Here is a 14,550-nt window from a genome sequence, read left to right on the forward strand (position 1 = left end):
GCCCCCCCGTATGCCCAACTAAAAAGGCTCCCTCTCGGGAGCCTTTTTCATTCGGTCGCCTGCGGTTCGCGGAGGAGCCATTCCTTGGCCTCCACCTGGTTGCGGAAGCTTTTGTAGGAGGCGGAGCGGTTGACCAGGGCGGTTTCCACCATCCGGCTGTTCTCCGGGTTGTGCGGGTTGGACAAAACGGCCATGCGCAGGCCGAGCTTGGCCGCGCCCTTCTCCTCCATGAAGTTGGCGAAGGTGATGATGTCCAGGGACGAGAGGTGCAGGCGGAAGGTCCGGTTGTCCACGAGCACCTTTGTCCGGCGCGCCTCGCGGGCTTTGGCCACGAGCTTCAGGCCCCACTCGATGAAGGTCTCGGCGTCCGAGACCTCGCCGTCGGTGATGCATAAAAGGTATTCGTCCGTGGACGTGAATATCTGCGAGTAAGCCATGTTTCCCTCCCCGGCCCCGGACTTGGCCGAGGCTATTTCCCACCTCTCAAGTGTACTATAGTCGAGGGAAACCGTCCATCCCGCCGGACCAGCTATTCCACGGGGACCATGTCGTATTTGTCGCCCGAGATGCAGCGGCAGCCGTCGGCCGTGATCTCGAAGGTGTTTTCCACCCCGACCATGGCCACCCCGCGAATCCCCTGCTTGGGCTCCAAAGCGATGACCATGCCCTGTTCGAGCGGCTGGGTGAAGCCCTTGGCGATGGGCGGGAACTCGTCGATGGTCAGGCCGATGCCGTGGCCCACGAACGGGACCTGATTCTCGTCCAGCCCCATGAAGCCCTCGGCAAAGCCCTGTCGCTCGGCCTCGTCCAGGCAGTGCAGGTAGAGTTCCTCCGGGGTGACCCCCGGCTTGGCCGTGGCGCACATCCAATCCTGCAATTCGATGCAGAAGTCATGGGCGCGGCGGATGTCGTCGGGGATGGACGTATCCGGCCCGGCGAAATAGGCCTGGGTCTTGTCCGTGTGGTAGCCCTCGAGCTGGAAGCCGATGTCGAGCATGAGCGGCTCGCCCGTCCGCCATATCTTGTGCACATTACCCATCAGGGCCGAGGCCGGATGCTCGCCGCGCAGCCCGAGCGGACCGTTGAACCCGCTGGGATAGTTGCCGGAATCGCCGGCCGACACGTGCCCGAGAAAGGCCTCCTCGTCGTGGGCCTGCATGCGCAGGATGCCCATGTGCCCCTCGTTGAAAAAGGACTCCCACGCCTTGTGGGCGATCTCGCGCTCGGTCATGCCGGGGCGGATCATGGTCGGCAGGATGTCGTGCAGGCAGCGGTGGTGCTTGTCGCCGCAGCGGCGCAGGATATCCAGTTCGAACTCGGACTTGACCATCTTGGCCAGGGCCACGGCGTGGTCCCCGGGCACGATGGCGAAGTCCTTGAGCTTGGCGGCCAGCATGGTCCCGAGCTGCCAGGTCAGCCCGGCCATGACCGCGGCCAGGGTCGGGGTGAAGGGGCTGCCCGTGTCCGCGCATAGGCCCGGCAGTTCGGAGTAGGACTTGTACGGCAGGATGTGTCTGATCCCGGCCTCCAGGCGGGCGCGGTTGACGCCCTTGCGGATGAGCAGCACGGGCTCGCCGTCCAGCGGCAGCCAGAGGACGCCCTGGCCGAAGGTGCCTGTCAGATAGTAGATGTTCAGCCTGGAAAAGACGAGAATGCCGCCCGCCTGCGGGGCGACGGCCTGCAGGTGGTGCCGAACCGAGTCCTGGCGGCGCTTGAGTTCCTCTTCGGGGATACGGGCGATGGCTTCGAACATGGGGAGGCTCCTTGGGGGATATATCAACTAGGCAATCGGAAGGGTTTGCTGTACAAAGACCTTCTCAATAAGACGAGGTATCGAGCAATGCTGATCGACATGAAAGAGCTAGCCCCCCTGCTGCGCGAGGTCAAGACCATCGCCGTGGTTGGGGCCGCGGACAAGCCGGGCCGTCCCGTGGACATGGTCGGCCGCGCCCTCATCGACATGGGCTTCACCGTCATTCCGGTCCACCCCAAGCGCACCGGCGTCTGGGGACTGACCACCTACCCGGCCCTGGGCGACATCCCGGTGGCCGTGGACCTGGTCGACGTATTCCGTGCCCCGCAGTTCTGCCCGGACCATGCCCGCGAGGCCCTGGCCATGGACCCGCTGCCCAAAATCTTCTGGATGCAGTCCGGCATCACCAGCCCCGAGGCCCGCGAATTGCTGGCCTCCAGCGGGATCACGGTGGTCGAGGACCGCTGCACCAAGGTCGAGATGCAGGCCATGGGTATTCGTCGATGACCGAAGCCGCCTTTGAATGCCGCATGTGCGGCCACTGCTGCCAGGGCGAGGGCGGCATCGTCATGACCGCCAAGGACCGCGAACGGCTGGCCGCCTTCCTGGGCATCGCCGAGGACGAACTGGTCGCCCGCTACGCACACACGCGCGGCGGCAAGATCCACCTCAACGTGGGTGAGGACCAGTTCTGCGTCTTTTACAAGGAAGGCTGCGGCGTGCATCCAGGCCGTCCGGACATCTGCCGCGCCTGGCCCTATTTCCGGGGCAATCTCATCGACGAGACGAGTTGGGAGATGATCCAGGAATACTGCCCCGGGGTGAATCCCAAGGCCGGGCACGCGGAGTTCGTCCGCCAGGGCCGCGCCTATTTGCGTGAGCACGACCTTTTGCGCTATGATCCCGACTCGTCCCCCAACGCATTGATTTCCGACGATTAACCAAGGACGCGGCCCGATGAATCTCCAGGAGTGCCTCAGAGAGCTCAAGCTCGCCCCCGGGGCAACCCTGGACGAGGTCAAGTCCGCCTTCCGCAAACTGGCCTTCAAGTATCACCCGGACCTGAATCCCGGGCCCAACGCGGCGGAAAAATTCCGCGTGGTCAACGAGGCCTACGTCACGGCCAAAAAGCTCATGGAGACGAGCGGCCCGGCCGCGTCGGCCTCCTCCGACCGGGAGCCCGAGGAACCCCGGGCGAGCCGCGACCAGGGGGCCAGGGCGTACGCCCGGCAGCAGCGGAGGACGCCCCCGCCCAGGCCCGAGAAAAAACAGCGCGAGCGCTCCACCCGTGCCAGGACCCAGCAATACTACTACAAGGAAGAGGAGGTCCTGCGGACCATCCTCAACGACCCGTTCGCCAAGAAGGTCTTCGAGGACATCTACTCGCAGATCCGCAGGGACAAGCCCGGATACAAGGGGCCGCTGGAACTCAAGAAGCGCAACCTCCAGCTGCACTGGGGCGAGCGGACCATCAACCTGGACTTCTCCAAGGGCATCAAGGGCTGGCTCAAGGGCCAGATGGATTTCGAGCAGACCGTCTACTACCCGGCCTCCCATCTCCTGCCCGGGCGCAAGGTGCGCATCACCGTGGAGCAGCCCTTCACCAAGGGGTCCAAGACCATCGAGGTAACCCTGCCCAGGGACTTCGTGGTCGGACGCCCCATCCGGCTCAGAGGACTGGGCCGCAAGCTCGGCCCGTTCAAGGGCGACCTGCTCCTGCGCATCCTCGGGAAATAGCCTCCCGGCCGCCTGGCCGCCCTCTCACAAGCCCCTGACTCGACGTGCATTTGCCAATCCTGGCATACATTTTTGCCGCAGAAATAAAAGCCTTGTTTTCCCCTGGTAATTTTACTAGTCGCTGTAGCATACCGAGATTTAAATGGAGGAACCCATGCTCGCCATTTTCGATTACAAGGCGGGAAACCAGACCAGTGTCCACAGGGCGCTGGAGCACCTGGGCATCCCCAATGAGATTACCAACGACCCCGCAAAACTGGACCGGGCCAAGGGAATCATCTTCCCCGGCGTCGGCGCGGCCGGACAGGCCATGGAAGAGCTCGAATCCGGCGGCCTCGACGAGGTCATCAAGAAGCTCATCGCGCAGAAGAAGCCGGTGCTCGGCATCTGCGTGGGCTGCCAGATTCTCCTGGACTACTCCGAGGAAAACGATACCAAGGCCCTGGAAGTGATCCCGGGCGAATGCCGCCTGTTCAACCCCTCCTGGGTGGACTACGAGGACATCCAGATCCGCGTGCCGCACATGGGCTGGAACCAGGTGGAGCTGATCAAGGAGTGCGAGCTGTTCGAGGGCATCGATCCGGACGCGGACTTCTACTTCGTGCACAGCTACTACCCCGCTCCCAAGGAGGAGTTCGTCATCGGCACCACGCGCTACGGCATCGACTTCTGTTCGGTGCACGGCCGCAGGGGGCTGTGGGCCGTCCAGTTCCACCCGGAAAAGAGCGGACGCCCCGGCCTGAAGATGCTTTCGAACTTCTACAAATTCTGCCAGGAGGCCAGCGATGCTGAGTAAGCGCGTCATCCCCTGCCTCGACGTGCGCAACGGCCGTCTGACCAAGGGCATCAAGTTCGAGGGCAACGTGGACATCGGTGATCCGGTCGAGTCCGCCAGGAAATACTACGAGGAAGGCGCGGACGAGATCGTCTTCTACGACATCACCGCCTCCCATGAGGCACGCGGCATCTTCCTGGACGTGGTCGAGAAGGTCGCCTCCCAGATATTCATCCCGTTCTCCGTGGGCGGGGGCATCAACACCGTGGACGACATGCGCGACGTGCTCGTGGCGGGCGCGGAAAAGGTCTCGGTCAACTCCGGGGCGGTCAAGAACCCGGACATCATCAGCGAGGGCGCGGCCCGGTTCGGCTCCCAGTGCGTGGTCCTCGGCATGGACGTCAAGCGCGTGCCCGTGAGCGAGGACATCCCCTCGGGCTTCGAGATCGTCATCCACGGCGGCCGCAAGTACATGGGCATGGACGCCATCGAGTGGGCCAAGACCGGCGAGGCGCTCGGCGCGGGCGAGATCTGCCTGAACTCCATCGACGCGGACGGCGTCAAGAACGGCTACGACCTGGAACTGACCCGGCTGGTGGCCGAGGCCGTGACCATTCCGGTCATCGCATCCGGCGGCGCGGGCAACCCCCAGCACATGGTCGACGCCGTGACCGAGGGCAAGGCCACGGCCGCGCTCATCGCCTCCATCGTCCACTACGGCGAATACACCATTCCGGAACTGAAAAAGTACATGTCCGAGCACGGCGTCCAGACCCGCATGGTCTGGTAACAACGCCAACGGCGCAAAGCATAAAAAAAGCCCCGCCGGATAATCCGGCGGGGCTTTTTCTTTATCTTTCTGGAGCGAATTGGGTGTCGTAGACACCCGACAGCGACTCTTCGTCACGGGATAGGCTTGGGAGAGTGGGTCAACCGTGCATTTTCTCCCGGCCGGGGCAACCGCTGCGTAGCCGTCTACGTGAGGATTGGCCCGGGCGGGAAAAATGTGCGGATGGCCCGCTATCGCAAGCCGCTTTTATTCAGCGGTGAAAGTGCCGCTCTTGCCGCCGGATTTGTAGACCAAGCGGCAATTGTCGATGACGATGTCCTTCTGGACCGCCTTGCACATGTCGTAGATGGTCGCGGCCGCCACCTGGCAGCCGATCAGGGCCTCCATCTCCACGCCGGTCCTGTAGGTGGTGCGCACCTCGCATTCCAGCTCGATGGTCGAATCGCCGTCGTGCACGGTGAAGCGCACGTCGACATAGCTGATGGGCAGGGGGTGGCACATGGGGATGAGGTCGCTGGTCCGCTTGGCGGCCTGGATGCCCGCGATCTTGGCCGTGGTCAGCACGTCGCCCTTGGGCAGGGCGTCCGCCTTGAGCAGGCGCATGGTCTCGGCGGACAGGCGGACCAGTCCCCGGACGATGGCCGTGCGGCTCGTGTCGTTCTTGGAGGAAACGTCCACCATGCGGGCGTTGCCGTCCCGGTCCATGTGCGAAAAACCGTCCGCCATCGTCTACTCTCCCATGACCTTGTCCTTGGCCTTCTTGAAGAAGCCCTTGGCCCTGTTCTTGAGTTTTCCGGCCTCGATCTCGGCGAACTCCCTGAGGATCTCCTCCTGGCGGCTATTCAGCTTGGACGGCGTCTTGACGCGGATTTCCACAAGCAGGTCGCCGTTCTGGCTGGAGCCGAGATGGGGCAGGCCCAGGCCGCGCAGCCTGAAGACCTCGCCGGACTGGGTGCCGCTGGGAATGTCCAGGTTGACCGGCTCGTCCAGGGTGGGCACCTCAAGGCGGTGGCCCAGGGCGGCCTCGACCATGGAAATTTCCCGGCTGATGATCAGGTTCTGACCCTGGCGCTCGAAGGTGTCGTCCGGGATGACCCGGATGACCACGTAGAGATCGCCCGGAGGGCCGCCGTTGACGCCGGCCTCGCCCTCGCCGCGCAGCCGCAGGCGGGAGTTGTTGTCCACGCCCGCCGGGATGCGGACGTTGAGGTCCTTGTCCTTGATGACCGAGCCACGCCCCATGCAGGTGTCGCAGGGGTCGGTGATCAGCTTGCCCGCGCCCCGGCACTGGGGGCAGGTTGCGGAAATACGGAAAAAACCCTGGGACTGCTGCACGGTGCCGGAGCCGCCGCACTGAGGACAGGTCTCGGGCGTGGAGCCCGGAGCCGCCCCGCTGCCTCCACAGGTCTCGCAGGAGGTCTCCACCGGAATCTTGATGCCCACCTCGGTGCCCTTGGCCGCATCCCGGAAGGAAATCTCCAGGTTGTAGCGCAGATCCGAACCGGCCCGGGGGCGGTTGGACCGCCCGGCCGAGGAAAAGCCGAAAACCTCGCCGAAGATGTCGCTGAAGGCGCCGAAGATGTCCTCGTTGCTGGAGAAGCCGGAAAAGCCGTTGCCGTTCACGCCGTCGTGGCCGAACCGATCGTAAGCCTGGCGCTTCTCGTCGTTGCCCAGAATCTCGTAGGCCTCGGCGGCCTCCTTGAACTTGGACTCGGCGTCGGGATCGTCCTGGTTCCGGTCCGGATGGTACTTGAAGGCCAGCTTCCGGTACGCCGTCTTGATCTCATCCTTGGTGGCGGTGCGTTCCACCTCCAGGATTTCGTAATAGTCGCGTTTGGACATGGTCGGCTACTTAGGCTTCCTCGGTTGGGGCGGAGTGGAGGTGGAGGTCGTCGGAAGTGTCGGGCACGACCTTGCCGGCCGCTATCTCGCGCAGGGCGTTGACCACTTCCTTGTTCTTGGTGTCGACCAGGGGATCGTACCCTTCGCGGTACTGCTTGACCCTCTTGATGGCCATCTGGGTGATGAGAAAACGATTACTCACTTTCGCCAGACAATCTTCTACGGTGATCCTTGCCATGATATTCTCCTTGAGACTTCGTTTGAAGCGTCGTTATTCCGTCTTTGCCGGACCGCCGGGGAACATGCCCTGCAGGTCCTTGAGCAGCCGCGAGGAGACGGGGTAGTACATGCCGTCTCCGTTCTTCATCCAACACTGCCCCGGCGGCAGCTGCGGATCCGCATAGAAGGTTACCGCCTTCAATTCGTCCCCGTCGCCGTCCAGCAGGCGGCAGTGCATGAGCTTCACAGCAGTGGCGGCCAAGTTGTTCAGGGGCAACGCCTCAAACTGTAATTCAGTAAATCGCCAGAGCGCCATGTCAATGCCCGGGACGTTTTTTTCGCCCCCTTCCACGCGCCAGCCGGAGTGCTCGTGCCTGACCACGTAACGCCGGTCGCCGTTGAGGATGACGATGACGGCCACCTGGCTGATGTCCAGGGTGAACACGTTGCGGCCCTGGACGTCGAAGGCGCTCTTGACCAGTTGGCTGACGCTCTCCGCATCGAGCAGAAACGGCACCGTCAGCCCGGAGGAGCGCCCGAAATAATGCTTGGGGTCATCCTCGATGGTGAAGAACTCCACCATGGACGGCTCCTTGGCCTTCCCGGCCCAGACCTTGATGGTCAGGGCCGCCATGCCCCGCTCCGGCTCCGCTGGCTCCAGCACCAGCCTGTTCGCCCGCAGCAGGGCCAGGGCGTGCAGGTAGAGCTTGAGTTCCGAGGCGGACGCCGTCTTGTCCTTGAGATAGCCGGGCAGGACAAAGGTAAATCCGTTACCACCGCGTTTGACCAGCCAGCTCGAACCGAACGGTTGGACGAGCTGCACCTGGTAGACCCGCTCCTCTTCGAAATGAAATACCTTGGTATCGAGGAAATGGGCGGCGGGCTGGGCGAACTGTCCGTAGACCTCGGCCCCGAACTCGTAGGCCCGCCCCGGCGTCTCGGAATTCCAGCCGTACGTCCTGCCGGATTCGTCCCGGGAGAACCGGATTTCCAGAGGCGGGACGTTCTCGTCCCGGAACCGCACGGTCAATTTCACCCCGGGCTTGCCCAGACCGTGCCGTTTGAGCGCCACCGTATCGCCCTCCTCGAACGAGAGCAGCGGGATCAACTCGGACAACCGGTTCAGGTAATCCCGGACCCGGCCGTTCAGCGCCCCGGCCGATACGCTCGACGAGTCGTCCGGAACCCGCGTCTCCCATTCGTTCCCGGCGGCGACCAGGGTATAGGCCTCGCCCTGCGCCGCGACGTCCACGGACTTGACCTTGTCCAGGGAATATGACAGCCAGCGGGACGCCGTGACCGGCTCATCCATGGTGGTCCGGTACCAGTACGCGCTGGCGGCCAGACCGGCCGCAATCACGATGAGGACAAGGAACAATATCCGTCTCAAAACAGGCAGCCTCCGGGGGAACCTGGTTTCCGGTCGAAAACGGGCGATTCCGACCATGACGCGAAAGCTTGTAAAGCTGCCCCAAAGGAGCTTGCAAGTCAAGCGGGAATAACCTATCCGCCTGACCTGGTCCGCCCTGCATAGCAAATCAAACGGGAGAATGACAGATGGCCTCATGGGGCAAACTTACCTTTGCGCAGAAAAAGTGCGTCACCGCCACCGGCAAGCTCATGCAACGGACCGACATGGTCTCGGGCGGAGCCCGCATCGGCCTGGCCATTTCCGGCGGCGTGGACAGCTTCCTCATGCTCAAGGTCATGACCATCCGGCAGGCGATCATGCCCTTCCCGGTGGAGCTCATGGCCCTGCACGTCAATCCGGGCTTCGATCCCGCCTCCCATGCGCCGCTGGTCCGCTGGTGCGCCGACAACGGCATGGCCGCGCACATCGAACTGACCGACTTCGGGCCGCGCGCCCACTCCGAGGAGAACCGCAAGAACTCGCCGTGCTTCTGGTGCGCCATGCAGCGACGCAAGCGCCTCTTCGAACTATGCCGCGACTACAACCTGACCCACCTCGCCTTCGGGCACAACGCCGACGACAACGTGGTCACTTTCTTCATGAACGTGGTCCAGAACGGACGGGCCGACGGGCTGTCGGCCAACGAGCCGTTCTTTGGCGGCAAGCTCAAGGTCATCCGGCCGACCATGCTCCTGGACAAGAAAACGGTCATCAAGGCGGCCAACCAATGGGAACTGCCCATATGGGAAAACGTCTGTCCTTCGAACGGTTACACGAAACGTGATGAAATACACGAATGGCTCCGGACCATGTGGAAGAAGGATAAACGCATAAAAAACAATATCTTCAACGCCATAACCCGGCAACAAGTCGACTTGACAAGCAAAAAAGTCTAGACTAAAAGTACTCAAAGCTCGCATCAGGCTGCTCAACGAACTTATAACATCCTGGAAAGGTAATGCTTTTCCGAAAATACCACATAGTTGTCTTCAAGGACAAACAGGGGTCGTGCAAGAAATTCCAGCTAAGAGGCTGGTTTATCATATTTTTGCTGTTCATGACCGTGTCCATGGCGGCGGGCAACGTCATTCTCTGGAAGAAATATGCCGAGCACTCCCGCATCGAACAGGGGCTGAACATTGCGGAAAAGACCGTGCAGGAGCAGAAGACCCAGCTCTTGAGCCTCTCCCAAAAGATCACCTCCCTGCAGGGCAACCTGAACCGCATCCGTGATTTCGACTCCAAACTGCGGGTCATGATCAACCTGGACCAGGACGGCAGCCAGGCGGCCGCGCCCAAGGGCGGCCCGGCCAACGAAAATTTCTCCAAGGGGTATCTGCCCCTCTACCGCCAGGAACTGCTCGCCCGCAAAATGCATGAGTTCCTGCGCCAGCTGAACGTGGAGGCGCGCCTTGAAGAGGTCCGCCAGCAGGAGATCATGCACACCCTGCGCTCCAACCAGAACATCCTTGAAGCCACCCCGTCCATCTGGCCGACCTCCGGCTGGGTGACCTCGGGCTTCGCCTGGCGCACCTCGCCCTTCACCGGCAAGCGCGAGTTCCACAAGGGGCTCGACATCTCCGCGCCCCGGGGCACTCCGGTGTACGCCCCGGCCAGGGCTTCCGTGACCTTTGCCGGGCGCGACGGGTCCTACGGCCTGTCCATCCGCCTGAAGCACAACGCCAGCCTGTCCACCCGGTTCGCGCACCTCAACCGCATCGCCATCAAGAGCGGCCAGGAGGTCACCCGGGGCGAGCTCATCGGCTACGTCGGCAACACGGGCCGCTCCACCGGCCCCCACCTCCACTACGAGGTCCGCCTGAACGGCGTGCCGGTGAACCCCAAGCGGTACATCCTCAACTAAACAGGCCCCGAATCGTGAATGCTCCAGGCCCTTTTGGAATGCGACGTTCCAGAAGGGCCTGTCCTTTTCGGTCCCGGCCGGACGACGGCCCCGTTGGTTCGGGTTTTGCAGTGAGCGGGTAATGGATATCTTCGGCTTCACCCCGAGCGACATGCTCAGCTATTTCCTGACGCTGTTCCGGATCAGCGTCGTGCTCTTCCTGCTGCCCTTTTTCGGCGGGCAATCCATCCCCAGGACGGTCAAGGCCGCACTGATGCTGGTCCTGTCCATGGCGCTCTGGCCGCAGCTTTCCTTCCCGGCCGCAATGATGCCCACGGGCTGGAACATCGTCATCATGTTCATCGGCGAGCTGCTCCTCGGCCTGATCCTCGGCATGCTCGTCAATTTTCTGTTCGCCGCGGTCCAGCTGGGCGGCCAGATCATCGGTTTCCAGATGGGGTTCGCCATGGTCAACGTGGTCGACCCGATCACCGGCACCAGCAACGCGGTCTCTGCCCACTTCCTGTACATGTGCACCATGCTGACCTTTCTGGTCCTCAACGGCCACCTCTATCTGCTCCAGGCCGTGGGAACGACCTTCCAGTACATCCCGCCGGGCACCCTGCTGCTCCAGCCAGAATTGGCCAACGACATCTTCCAGTTCTCCAACCTGATGTTCACCCTGGCCATCAAGATCGCGGCCCCGGTCATGGCCGCCCTGTTCCTGGTGGACCTCGCCCTGGCCCTGATCTCGCGGGCCGCGCCCCAGATGCACGTGCTCGTCCTCGGTTTCCCCATCAAGATCACCGTGGGCTTCTTCTTCCTCGGCTTCATCTTCTCCATCATGTCCCTGTACGTGGGCGATTTCCTGGCCGGGTTGAACAACATGTTCGAAAACGTCATGAAATTCGGGACCTCCGTCATCCCGTAGGAACTGCCATGATCGGCCAGGAAGATCCAAGTAAAACCGAAAGCGCCACCCAAAAACGGCGCGAGAAGCAACGCAAGGAAGGCAACGTCGCCAAGGGGCAGGAAATCCCCAAGGTCATGAGCCTGCTCTCCGGGGTCCTTGTCCTGCGCTTCATGATCGGCTTCTACAACGACCAGTTCACCGAGATATACCGCTGGACCTTTCTCGAAGCCATCAACTTCAATGTCGACAAGCCAATGGCCTACGCCCTGTTCACCTGGGGAGTCCAGAAGATGGCCCTGCTGGTGGTGCCGTTCATGGTGGTCATCGCCTTCGTGGCCTTCCTTACCATGCGACTGCAGGTCGGCTCGCTGTGGACCACCAAGCCTCTGGAGCCCAAGTTCGGCAAACTCTTCAACATCATGGGCGGCATCAAGAAGCTCATGATCAGCCCGGACGCCCTGCTCAAGCTGGTCAAGAGCCTGCTCCAGGCCATGGCCGTGGCCATCGCCCCGTACATCGTCATCAGGCAGGAGCTGCCCAACCTGCTCCCCCTGTTTCACGCCAACGTCCAGGGGATCATCTCCTTCATCCTCGCCGTGGGCTACAAGATGGTCTGCTACGCGCTGATCCCCATGTTCATCATCGCCGTGGCCGACCTCGTGTACGAGCGCTGGAACTACGAGGAGCAGATCAAGATGACCAAGGACGAGATCAAGGACGAGCGCAAGCAGGCGGAAGGCGATCCCAAGGTCAAACAGCAACAGCGCCAGAAGATGATGCAGGTCATGGCCTCACGCATGTTCCAGGACATCCCCAAGGCGGACGTGGTCATCACCAACCCGACCCACTACGCCGTGGCCCTGCAGTACGATCCGCTCCAGGCCCCGGCTCCCCTGGTCCTGGCCAAGGGCGTGAACAAGGTTGCCGAACGAATCAAGGAAGTTGCGCGGGAACATTCCATCCCCATCGAAGAAAACCGCCCCTTGGCACAGGCTTTGTATAAGCAGGTGGAGATCGGAGAAACCATCCCGGAGGAACTGTTTCAGGCCGTGGCCGCCATCCTGGCAAAGCTGGAGAAATTCAAGCATCGCCGGTAGTTGCAAAGCCTGACACCCTCCCAGGAATCCACAGCCCAACCGTCCGAGAGGTGTCAAAAACATGGCCCAGCCTTCCGCCAAGACCGTAATTCCGAAAATAGACTACACCAAGTTCGCCAAACAGGGCGACGTGCTTCTCGCGGGCGGCGTGGTGGTCATCCTCTTCGTGATGCTCATCCCCCTGCCGACTCCGTTCATCGACTTCATGCTCTCGGTCTCCATCTCGCTCGGTCTGGTCATCCTGGTCACGTCCATGTTCATGACCTCGCCGCTCGAATTTTCCATCTTCCCATCGCTGCTGCTGGTCACCACCCTGCTCCGCCTGGCCCTGAACGTGGCCACCACCCGCGCCATCCTGCTGCACGGCGACGAGGGCACCTCGGCCGCGGGATCGGTCATCCAAAGTTTCGGCGAGTTCGTGGTCGGGGGCAACTACGTCATCGGCATCGTCATCTTCATGATTCTGTTCATCCTGAACAAGACCGTCATCGTCACCGGTACCACCCGCATCGCCGAGGTGGCCGCCCGATTCACCTTGGACGCCATGCCCGGCAAGCAGATGGCCATCGAGGCGGACCTCAACGCCGGGCTCATCGACGAGGAGCAGGCCACCAAGCAGCGCGAAAACCTGCGCCGCGAGGCCGACTTCTACGGTGCCATGGACGGTGCGGGCAAGTTCGTTTCCGGAGACGTCAAGGCAGGCCTGATGATCACGGCCATCAACATCATCGGCGGTTTCCTCATCGGCGTGCTGCAAAAGGACATGCAGTGGATGGACGCGGCCCACACCTACACCCTGCTGACCATCGGCGACGGCCTGGTGGCCACCATCCCCTCGCTGATCATCTCCACCTCGGCGGGCATCATCGTTTCCCGTGCGGCCGCCGAGGCCAAGATGGGCGAGGAATTCATCGGCCAACTCTCCTTCCACCATCGTGCGCTCAAGCTCGTGTCCGGCATCCTGGTCATCTTCGGCATCGTGCCGGGCATGCCGACCATCCCGTTCCTGACCCTGGCCGCCATAGTCTTCACCGTGGGCCAGATTTCCTCCAAACAACAGCACAACCTTGTCGTTGAGCAAGAGGAAAAGGAACAGGGGCAGCCTTCCACCCTGGACACCCCGGAAGAGGTTCAGGCCCTGCTTCCGCTGGACCAGCTGGAACTGGAGGTGGGTTACGGGCTCATCCCGCTGGTGGACGAGGAGCAAAGCGGCAACCTGCTCTCGCGTATCCGGTCCATCCGCCGCCAGTTCGCCCTGGACATGGGCGTGGTCGTCCCGTCCCTGCACCTGCGCGACAACCTCCAGCTCAAGCCGGGCGAATACCGCGTGCTCATCAAGGGCAACCCGGTGGCCAGCGCCGAGCTGCTCATCGACCACTACCTGGCCATGGACCCGGGCGACGCCAAGCAGCGCATCGAGGGCGTGGAGACCGTGGAACCCGCCTTCAATCTCCCGGCCGTATGGATTCCCGAGGCCCAGAAGGAGGAGGCAATGCTGGCGGGCTACACCGTGGTCGACCCGTCCACGGTCATCGCCACCCACCTGACCGAGGTCTTCCGGCGCAACCTGCACGAATTCCTCGGCCGCCAGGAGACCCAGGAACTGCTCGACAACTTGTCCAAACGCGCGCCCAAGGCCGTGGAATCCCTGGTGCCCGGAGTGCTCAGCCTCGGCGGGGTGCAGAAGGTCCTTCAGGGGCTGGTCCAGGAGAACGTGTCCATCCGCGACCTGCTGACCATCGTCGAGACCCTGGCCGACTACGGCGTGGCCACCCAGGACCCGACCCAGCTCACGGAATACGTCCGCGCCCGCATGGGCCGGACCATCGTCAAGCCGTATATCGGGGACAACGGGGTCCTGCCCATCATCACCCTGAACCCGCAGATCGACGAAATCCTGAACGGCGCCATGCGCCCGGCCGAACAGGGAGGCTATCTGGCCCTGGAACCGGGCGTGGCCCAACAGATCATCCAGGCCATCAACCGCTCCACCGAGGACGCCATGGTGGCCGACGGCCAGCCCATCCTGCTGGTCACCCCGCAGATCCGGTCGCAGCTGGCCCAGCTCCTGACCCGGTTCATCCCCACCCTGCCGGTCATCTCGCAGGCCGAGATTCCGGCGGACGTCAAAATTCAGTCGGTCGCAACCGTCGAACTCTAGGACCAGATT

Annotated in this window: 16 protein-coding genes; 10 read left to right on the forward strand and 6 right to left on the reverse strand. The window is 62.6% G+C overall.

What is annotated here, in order from left to right; genetic code table 11:
- Positions 1-47 precede the first annotated feature (47 nt).
- Together BerOc1_RS00860 and BerOc1_RS00865 are read right to left on the reverse strand one after the other, a co-directional pair.
- Positions 48-437 (reverse strand): hypothetical protein, encoded by a 390-nt coding sequence (locus BerOc1_RS00860; RefSeq protein WP_071543838.1) that lies wholly within the window; start codon positions 435-437, stop codon positions 48-50.
- Between the two features lie 92 nt (positions 438-529).
- Positions 530-1,753 (reverse strand): M24 family metallopeptidase, encoded by a 1,224-nt coding sequence (locus BerOc1_RS00865; RefSeq protein ID WP_071543839.1) that lies wholly within the window; start codon positions 1,751-1,753, stop codon positions 530-532.
- A gap of 87 nt (positions 1,754-1,840) precedes the next feature.
- Between BerOc1_RS00865 and BerOc1_RS00870 the strand changes: the two genes are divergently transcribed.
- The 5 genes from BerOc1_RS00870 (at position 1,841) to hisF (ending at position 5,055) form a co-directional block, all read left to right on the forward strand.
- Complete coding sequence (locus BerOc1_RS00870) at positions 1,841-2,260, forward strand: CoA-binding protein (RefSeq protein WP_071543840.1); 420 nt, start codon at positions 1,841-1,843, stop codon at positions 2,258-2,260.
- Positions 2,257-2,694, forward strand: coding sequence for a YkgJ family cysteine cluster protein (locus BerOc1_RS00875; RefSeq protein ID WP_071543841.1), 438 nt, complete (start codon positions 2,257-2,259; stop codon positions 2,692-2,694). The genes BerOc1_RS00870 and BerOc1_RS00875 overlap by 4 nt, the downstream gene beginning before the upstream one ends.
- 16 nt (positions 2,695-2,710) lie before the next feature.
- Complete coding sequence (locus BerOc1_RS00880) at positions 2,711-3,490, forward strand: J domain-containing protein (protein ID WP_071543842.1); 780 nt, start codon at positions 2,711-2,713, stop codon at positions 3,488-3,490.
- A gap of 154 nt (positions 3,491-3,644) precedes the next feature.
- Positions 3,645-4,286, forward strand: a complete 642-nt coding sequence (gene hisH / locus BerOc1_RS00885) for an imidazole glycerol phosphate synthase subunit HisH (protein ID WP_071544484.1) — start codon at positions 3,645-3,647, stop codon at positions 4,284-4,286.
- Positions 4,276-5,055 carry an imidazole glycerol phosphate synthase subunit HisF gene (gene hisF / locus BerOc1_RS00890; RefSeq protein WP_071543843.1) on the forward strand — a complete coding sequence of 260 codons (780 nt, stop codon included), beginning with the start codon at positions 4,276-4,278 and terminating at the stop codon, positions 5,053-5,055. Before hisH ends, hisF begins: the two co-directional genes overlap by 11 nt.
- 246 nt (positions 5,056-5,301) lie before the next feature.
- On the opposite strand, the gene moaC is transcribed toward hisF, so the two are convergent.
- The 4 genes from moaC to BerOc1_RS00910 are packed head-to-tail and all read right to left on the reverse strand — an operon-like array spanning position 5,302 to position 8,506.
- On the reverse strand, positions 5,302-5,781 hold the full coding sequence (moaC, locus tag BerOc1_RS00895; RefSeq protein ID WP_071543844.1) for a cyclic pyranopterin monophosphate synthase MoaC: 480 nt from the start codon (positions 5,779-5,781) through the stop codon (positions 5,302-5,304).
- A gap of 3 nt (positions 5,782-5,784) precedes the next feature.
- Positions 5,785-6,897, reverse strand: a complete 1,113-nt coding sequence (dnaJ, locus tag BerOc1_RS00900; protein WP_071543845.1) for a molecular chaperone DnaJ — start codon at positions 6,895-6,897, stop codon at positions 5,785-5,787.
- Between the two features lie 10 nt (positions 6,898-6,907).
- Entirely contained in the window at positions 6,908-7,135 is a 228-nt protein-coding gene (gene rpoZ, locus BerOc1_RS00905; protein ID WP_071543846.1) for a DNA-directed RNA polymerase subunit omega, read from the reverse strand.
- A gap of 33 nt (positions 7,136-7,168) precedes the next feature.
- Complete coding sequence (locus BerOc1_RS00910) at positions 7,169-8,506, reverse strand: DUF4340 domain-containing protein (RefSeq protein WP_071543847.1); 1,338 nt, start codon at positions 8,504-8,506, stop codon at positions 7,169-7,171.
- A gap of 167 nt (positions 8,507-8,673) precedes the next feature.
- Between BerOc1_RS00910 and BerOc1_RS00915 the strand changes: the two genes are divergently transcribed.
- The 5 genes from BerOc1_RS00915 to flhA all read left to right on the forward strand — a co-directional run bounded on the left by BerOc1_RS00915 (position 8,674) and on the right by flhA (position 14,541).
- Positions 8,674-9,423 carry a tRNA lysidine(34) synthetase gene (locus BerOc1_RS00915; protein WP_071543848.1) on the forward strand — a complete coding sequence of 250 codons (750 nt, stop codon included), beginning with the start codon at positions 8,674-8,676 and terminating at the stop codon, positions 9,421-9,423.
- 62 nt (positions 9,424-9,485) lie between these two features.
- Positions 9,486-10,391 carry a M23 family metallopeptidase gene (locus BerOc1_RS00920; RefSeq protein WP_071543849.1) on the forward strand — a complete coding sequence of 302 codons (906 nt, stop codon included), beginning with the start codon at positions 9,486-9,488 and terminating at the stop codon, positions 10,389-10,391.
- A gap of 121 nt (positions 10,392-10,512) precedes the next feature.
- On the forward strand, positions 10,513-11,301 hold the full coding sequence (gene fliR, locus BerOc1_RS00925; RefSeq protein WP_071543850.1) for a flagellar biosynthetic protein FliR: 789 nt from the start codon (positions 10,513-10,515) through the stop codon (positions 11,299-11,301).
- 8 nt (positions 11,302-11,309) lie between these two features.
- Positions 11,310-12,380 carry a flagellar biosynthesis protein FlhB gene (flhB, locus tag BerOc1_RS00930; protein WP_071543851.1) on the forward strand — a complete coding sequence of 357 codons (1,071 nt, stop codon included), beginning with the start codon at positions 11,310-11,312 and terminating at the stop codon, positions 12,378-12,380.
- Between the two features lie 61 nt (positions 12,381-12,441).
- A complete protein-coding gene (gene flhA, locus BerOc1_RS00935; RefSeq protein ID WP_071543852.1) occupies positions 12,442-14,541 on the forward strand; it encodes a flagellar biosynthesis protein FlhA in 2,100 nt (699 codons plus the stop codon).
- Positions 14,542-14,550: the final 9 nt, after the last annotated feature.

The organism is Pseudodesulfovibrio hydrargyri, from assembly GCF_001874525.1.
Classification (GTDB): domain Bacteria; phylum Desulfobacterota; class Desulfovibrionia; order Desulfovibrionales; family Desulfovibrionaceae; genus Pseudodesulfovibrio; species Pseudodesulfovibrio hydrargyri.

Bases quoted from the DNA above. Each gene is read 5' to 3' on its own strand.
- moaC (WP_071543844.1), bottom strand. From the start codon at position 5,781: ATGGCGGACGGTTTTTCGCACATGGACCGGGACGGCAACGCCCGCATG.
- rpoZ (WP_071543846.1), bottom strand. From the start codon at position 7,135: ATGGCAAGGATCACCGTAGAAGATTGTCTGGCGAAAGTGAGTAATCGT.
- flhA (WP_071543852.1), top strand. From the start codon at position 12,442: ATGGCCCAGCCTTCCGCCAAGACCGTAATTCCGAAAATAGACTACACC.
- hisH (WP_071544484.1), top strand. From the start codon at position 3,645: ATGCTCGCCATTTTCGATTACAAGGCGGGAAACCAGACCAGTGTCCAC.
- hisF (WP_071543843.1), top strand. From the start codon at position 4,276: ATGCTGAGTAAGCGCGTCATCCCCTGCCTCGACGTGCGCAACGGCCGT.
- flhB (WP_071543851.1), top strand. From the start codon at position 11,310: ATGATCGGCCAGGAAGATCCAAGTAAAACCGAAAGCGCCACCCAAAAA.
- BerOc1_RS00865 (WP_071543839.1), bottom strand. From the start codon at position 1,753: ATGTTCGAAGCCATCGCCCGTATCCCCGAAGAGGAACTCAAGCGCCGC.
- dnaJ (WP_071543845.1), bottom strand. From the start codon at position 6,897: ATGTCCAAACGCGACTATTACGAAATCCTGGAGGTGGAACGCACCGCC.
- BerOc1_RS00920 (WP_071543849.1), top strand. From the start codon at position 9,486: ATGCTTTTCCGAAAATACCACATAGTTGTCTTCAAGGACAAACAGGGG.
- BerOc1_RS00875 (WP_071543841.1), top strand. From the start codon at position 2,257: ATGACCGAAGCCGCCTTTGAATGCCGCATGTGCGGCCACTGCTGCCAG.
- fliR (WP_071543850.1), top strand. From the start codon at position 10,513: ATGGATATCTTCGGCTTCACCCCGAGCGACATGCTCAGCTATTTCCTG.
- BerOc1_RS00860 (WP_071543838.1), bottom strand. From the start codon at position 437: ATGGCTTACTCGCAGATATTCACGTCCACGGACGAATACCTTTTATGC.
- BerOc1_RS00870 (WP_071543840.1), top strand. From the start codon at position 1,841: ATGCTGATCGACATGAAAGAGCTAGCCCCCCTGCTGCGCGAGGTCAAG.
- BerOc1_RS00915 (WP_071543848.1), top strand. From the start codon at position 8,674: ATGGCCTCATGGGGCAAACTTACCTTTGCGCAGAAAAAGTGCGTCACC.
- BerOc1_RS00880 (WP_071543842.1), top strand. From the start codon at position 2,711: ATGAATCTCCAGGAGTGCCTCAGAGAGCTCAAGCTCGCCCCCGGGGCA.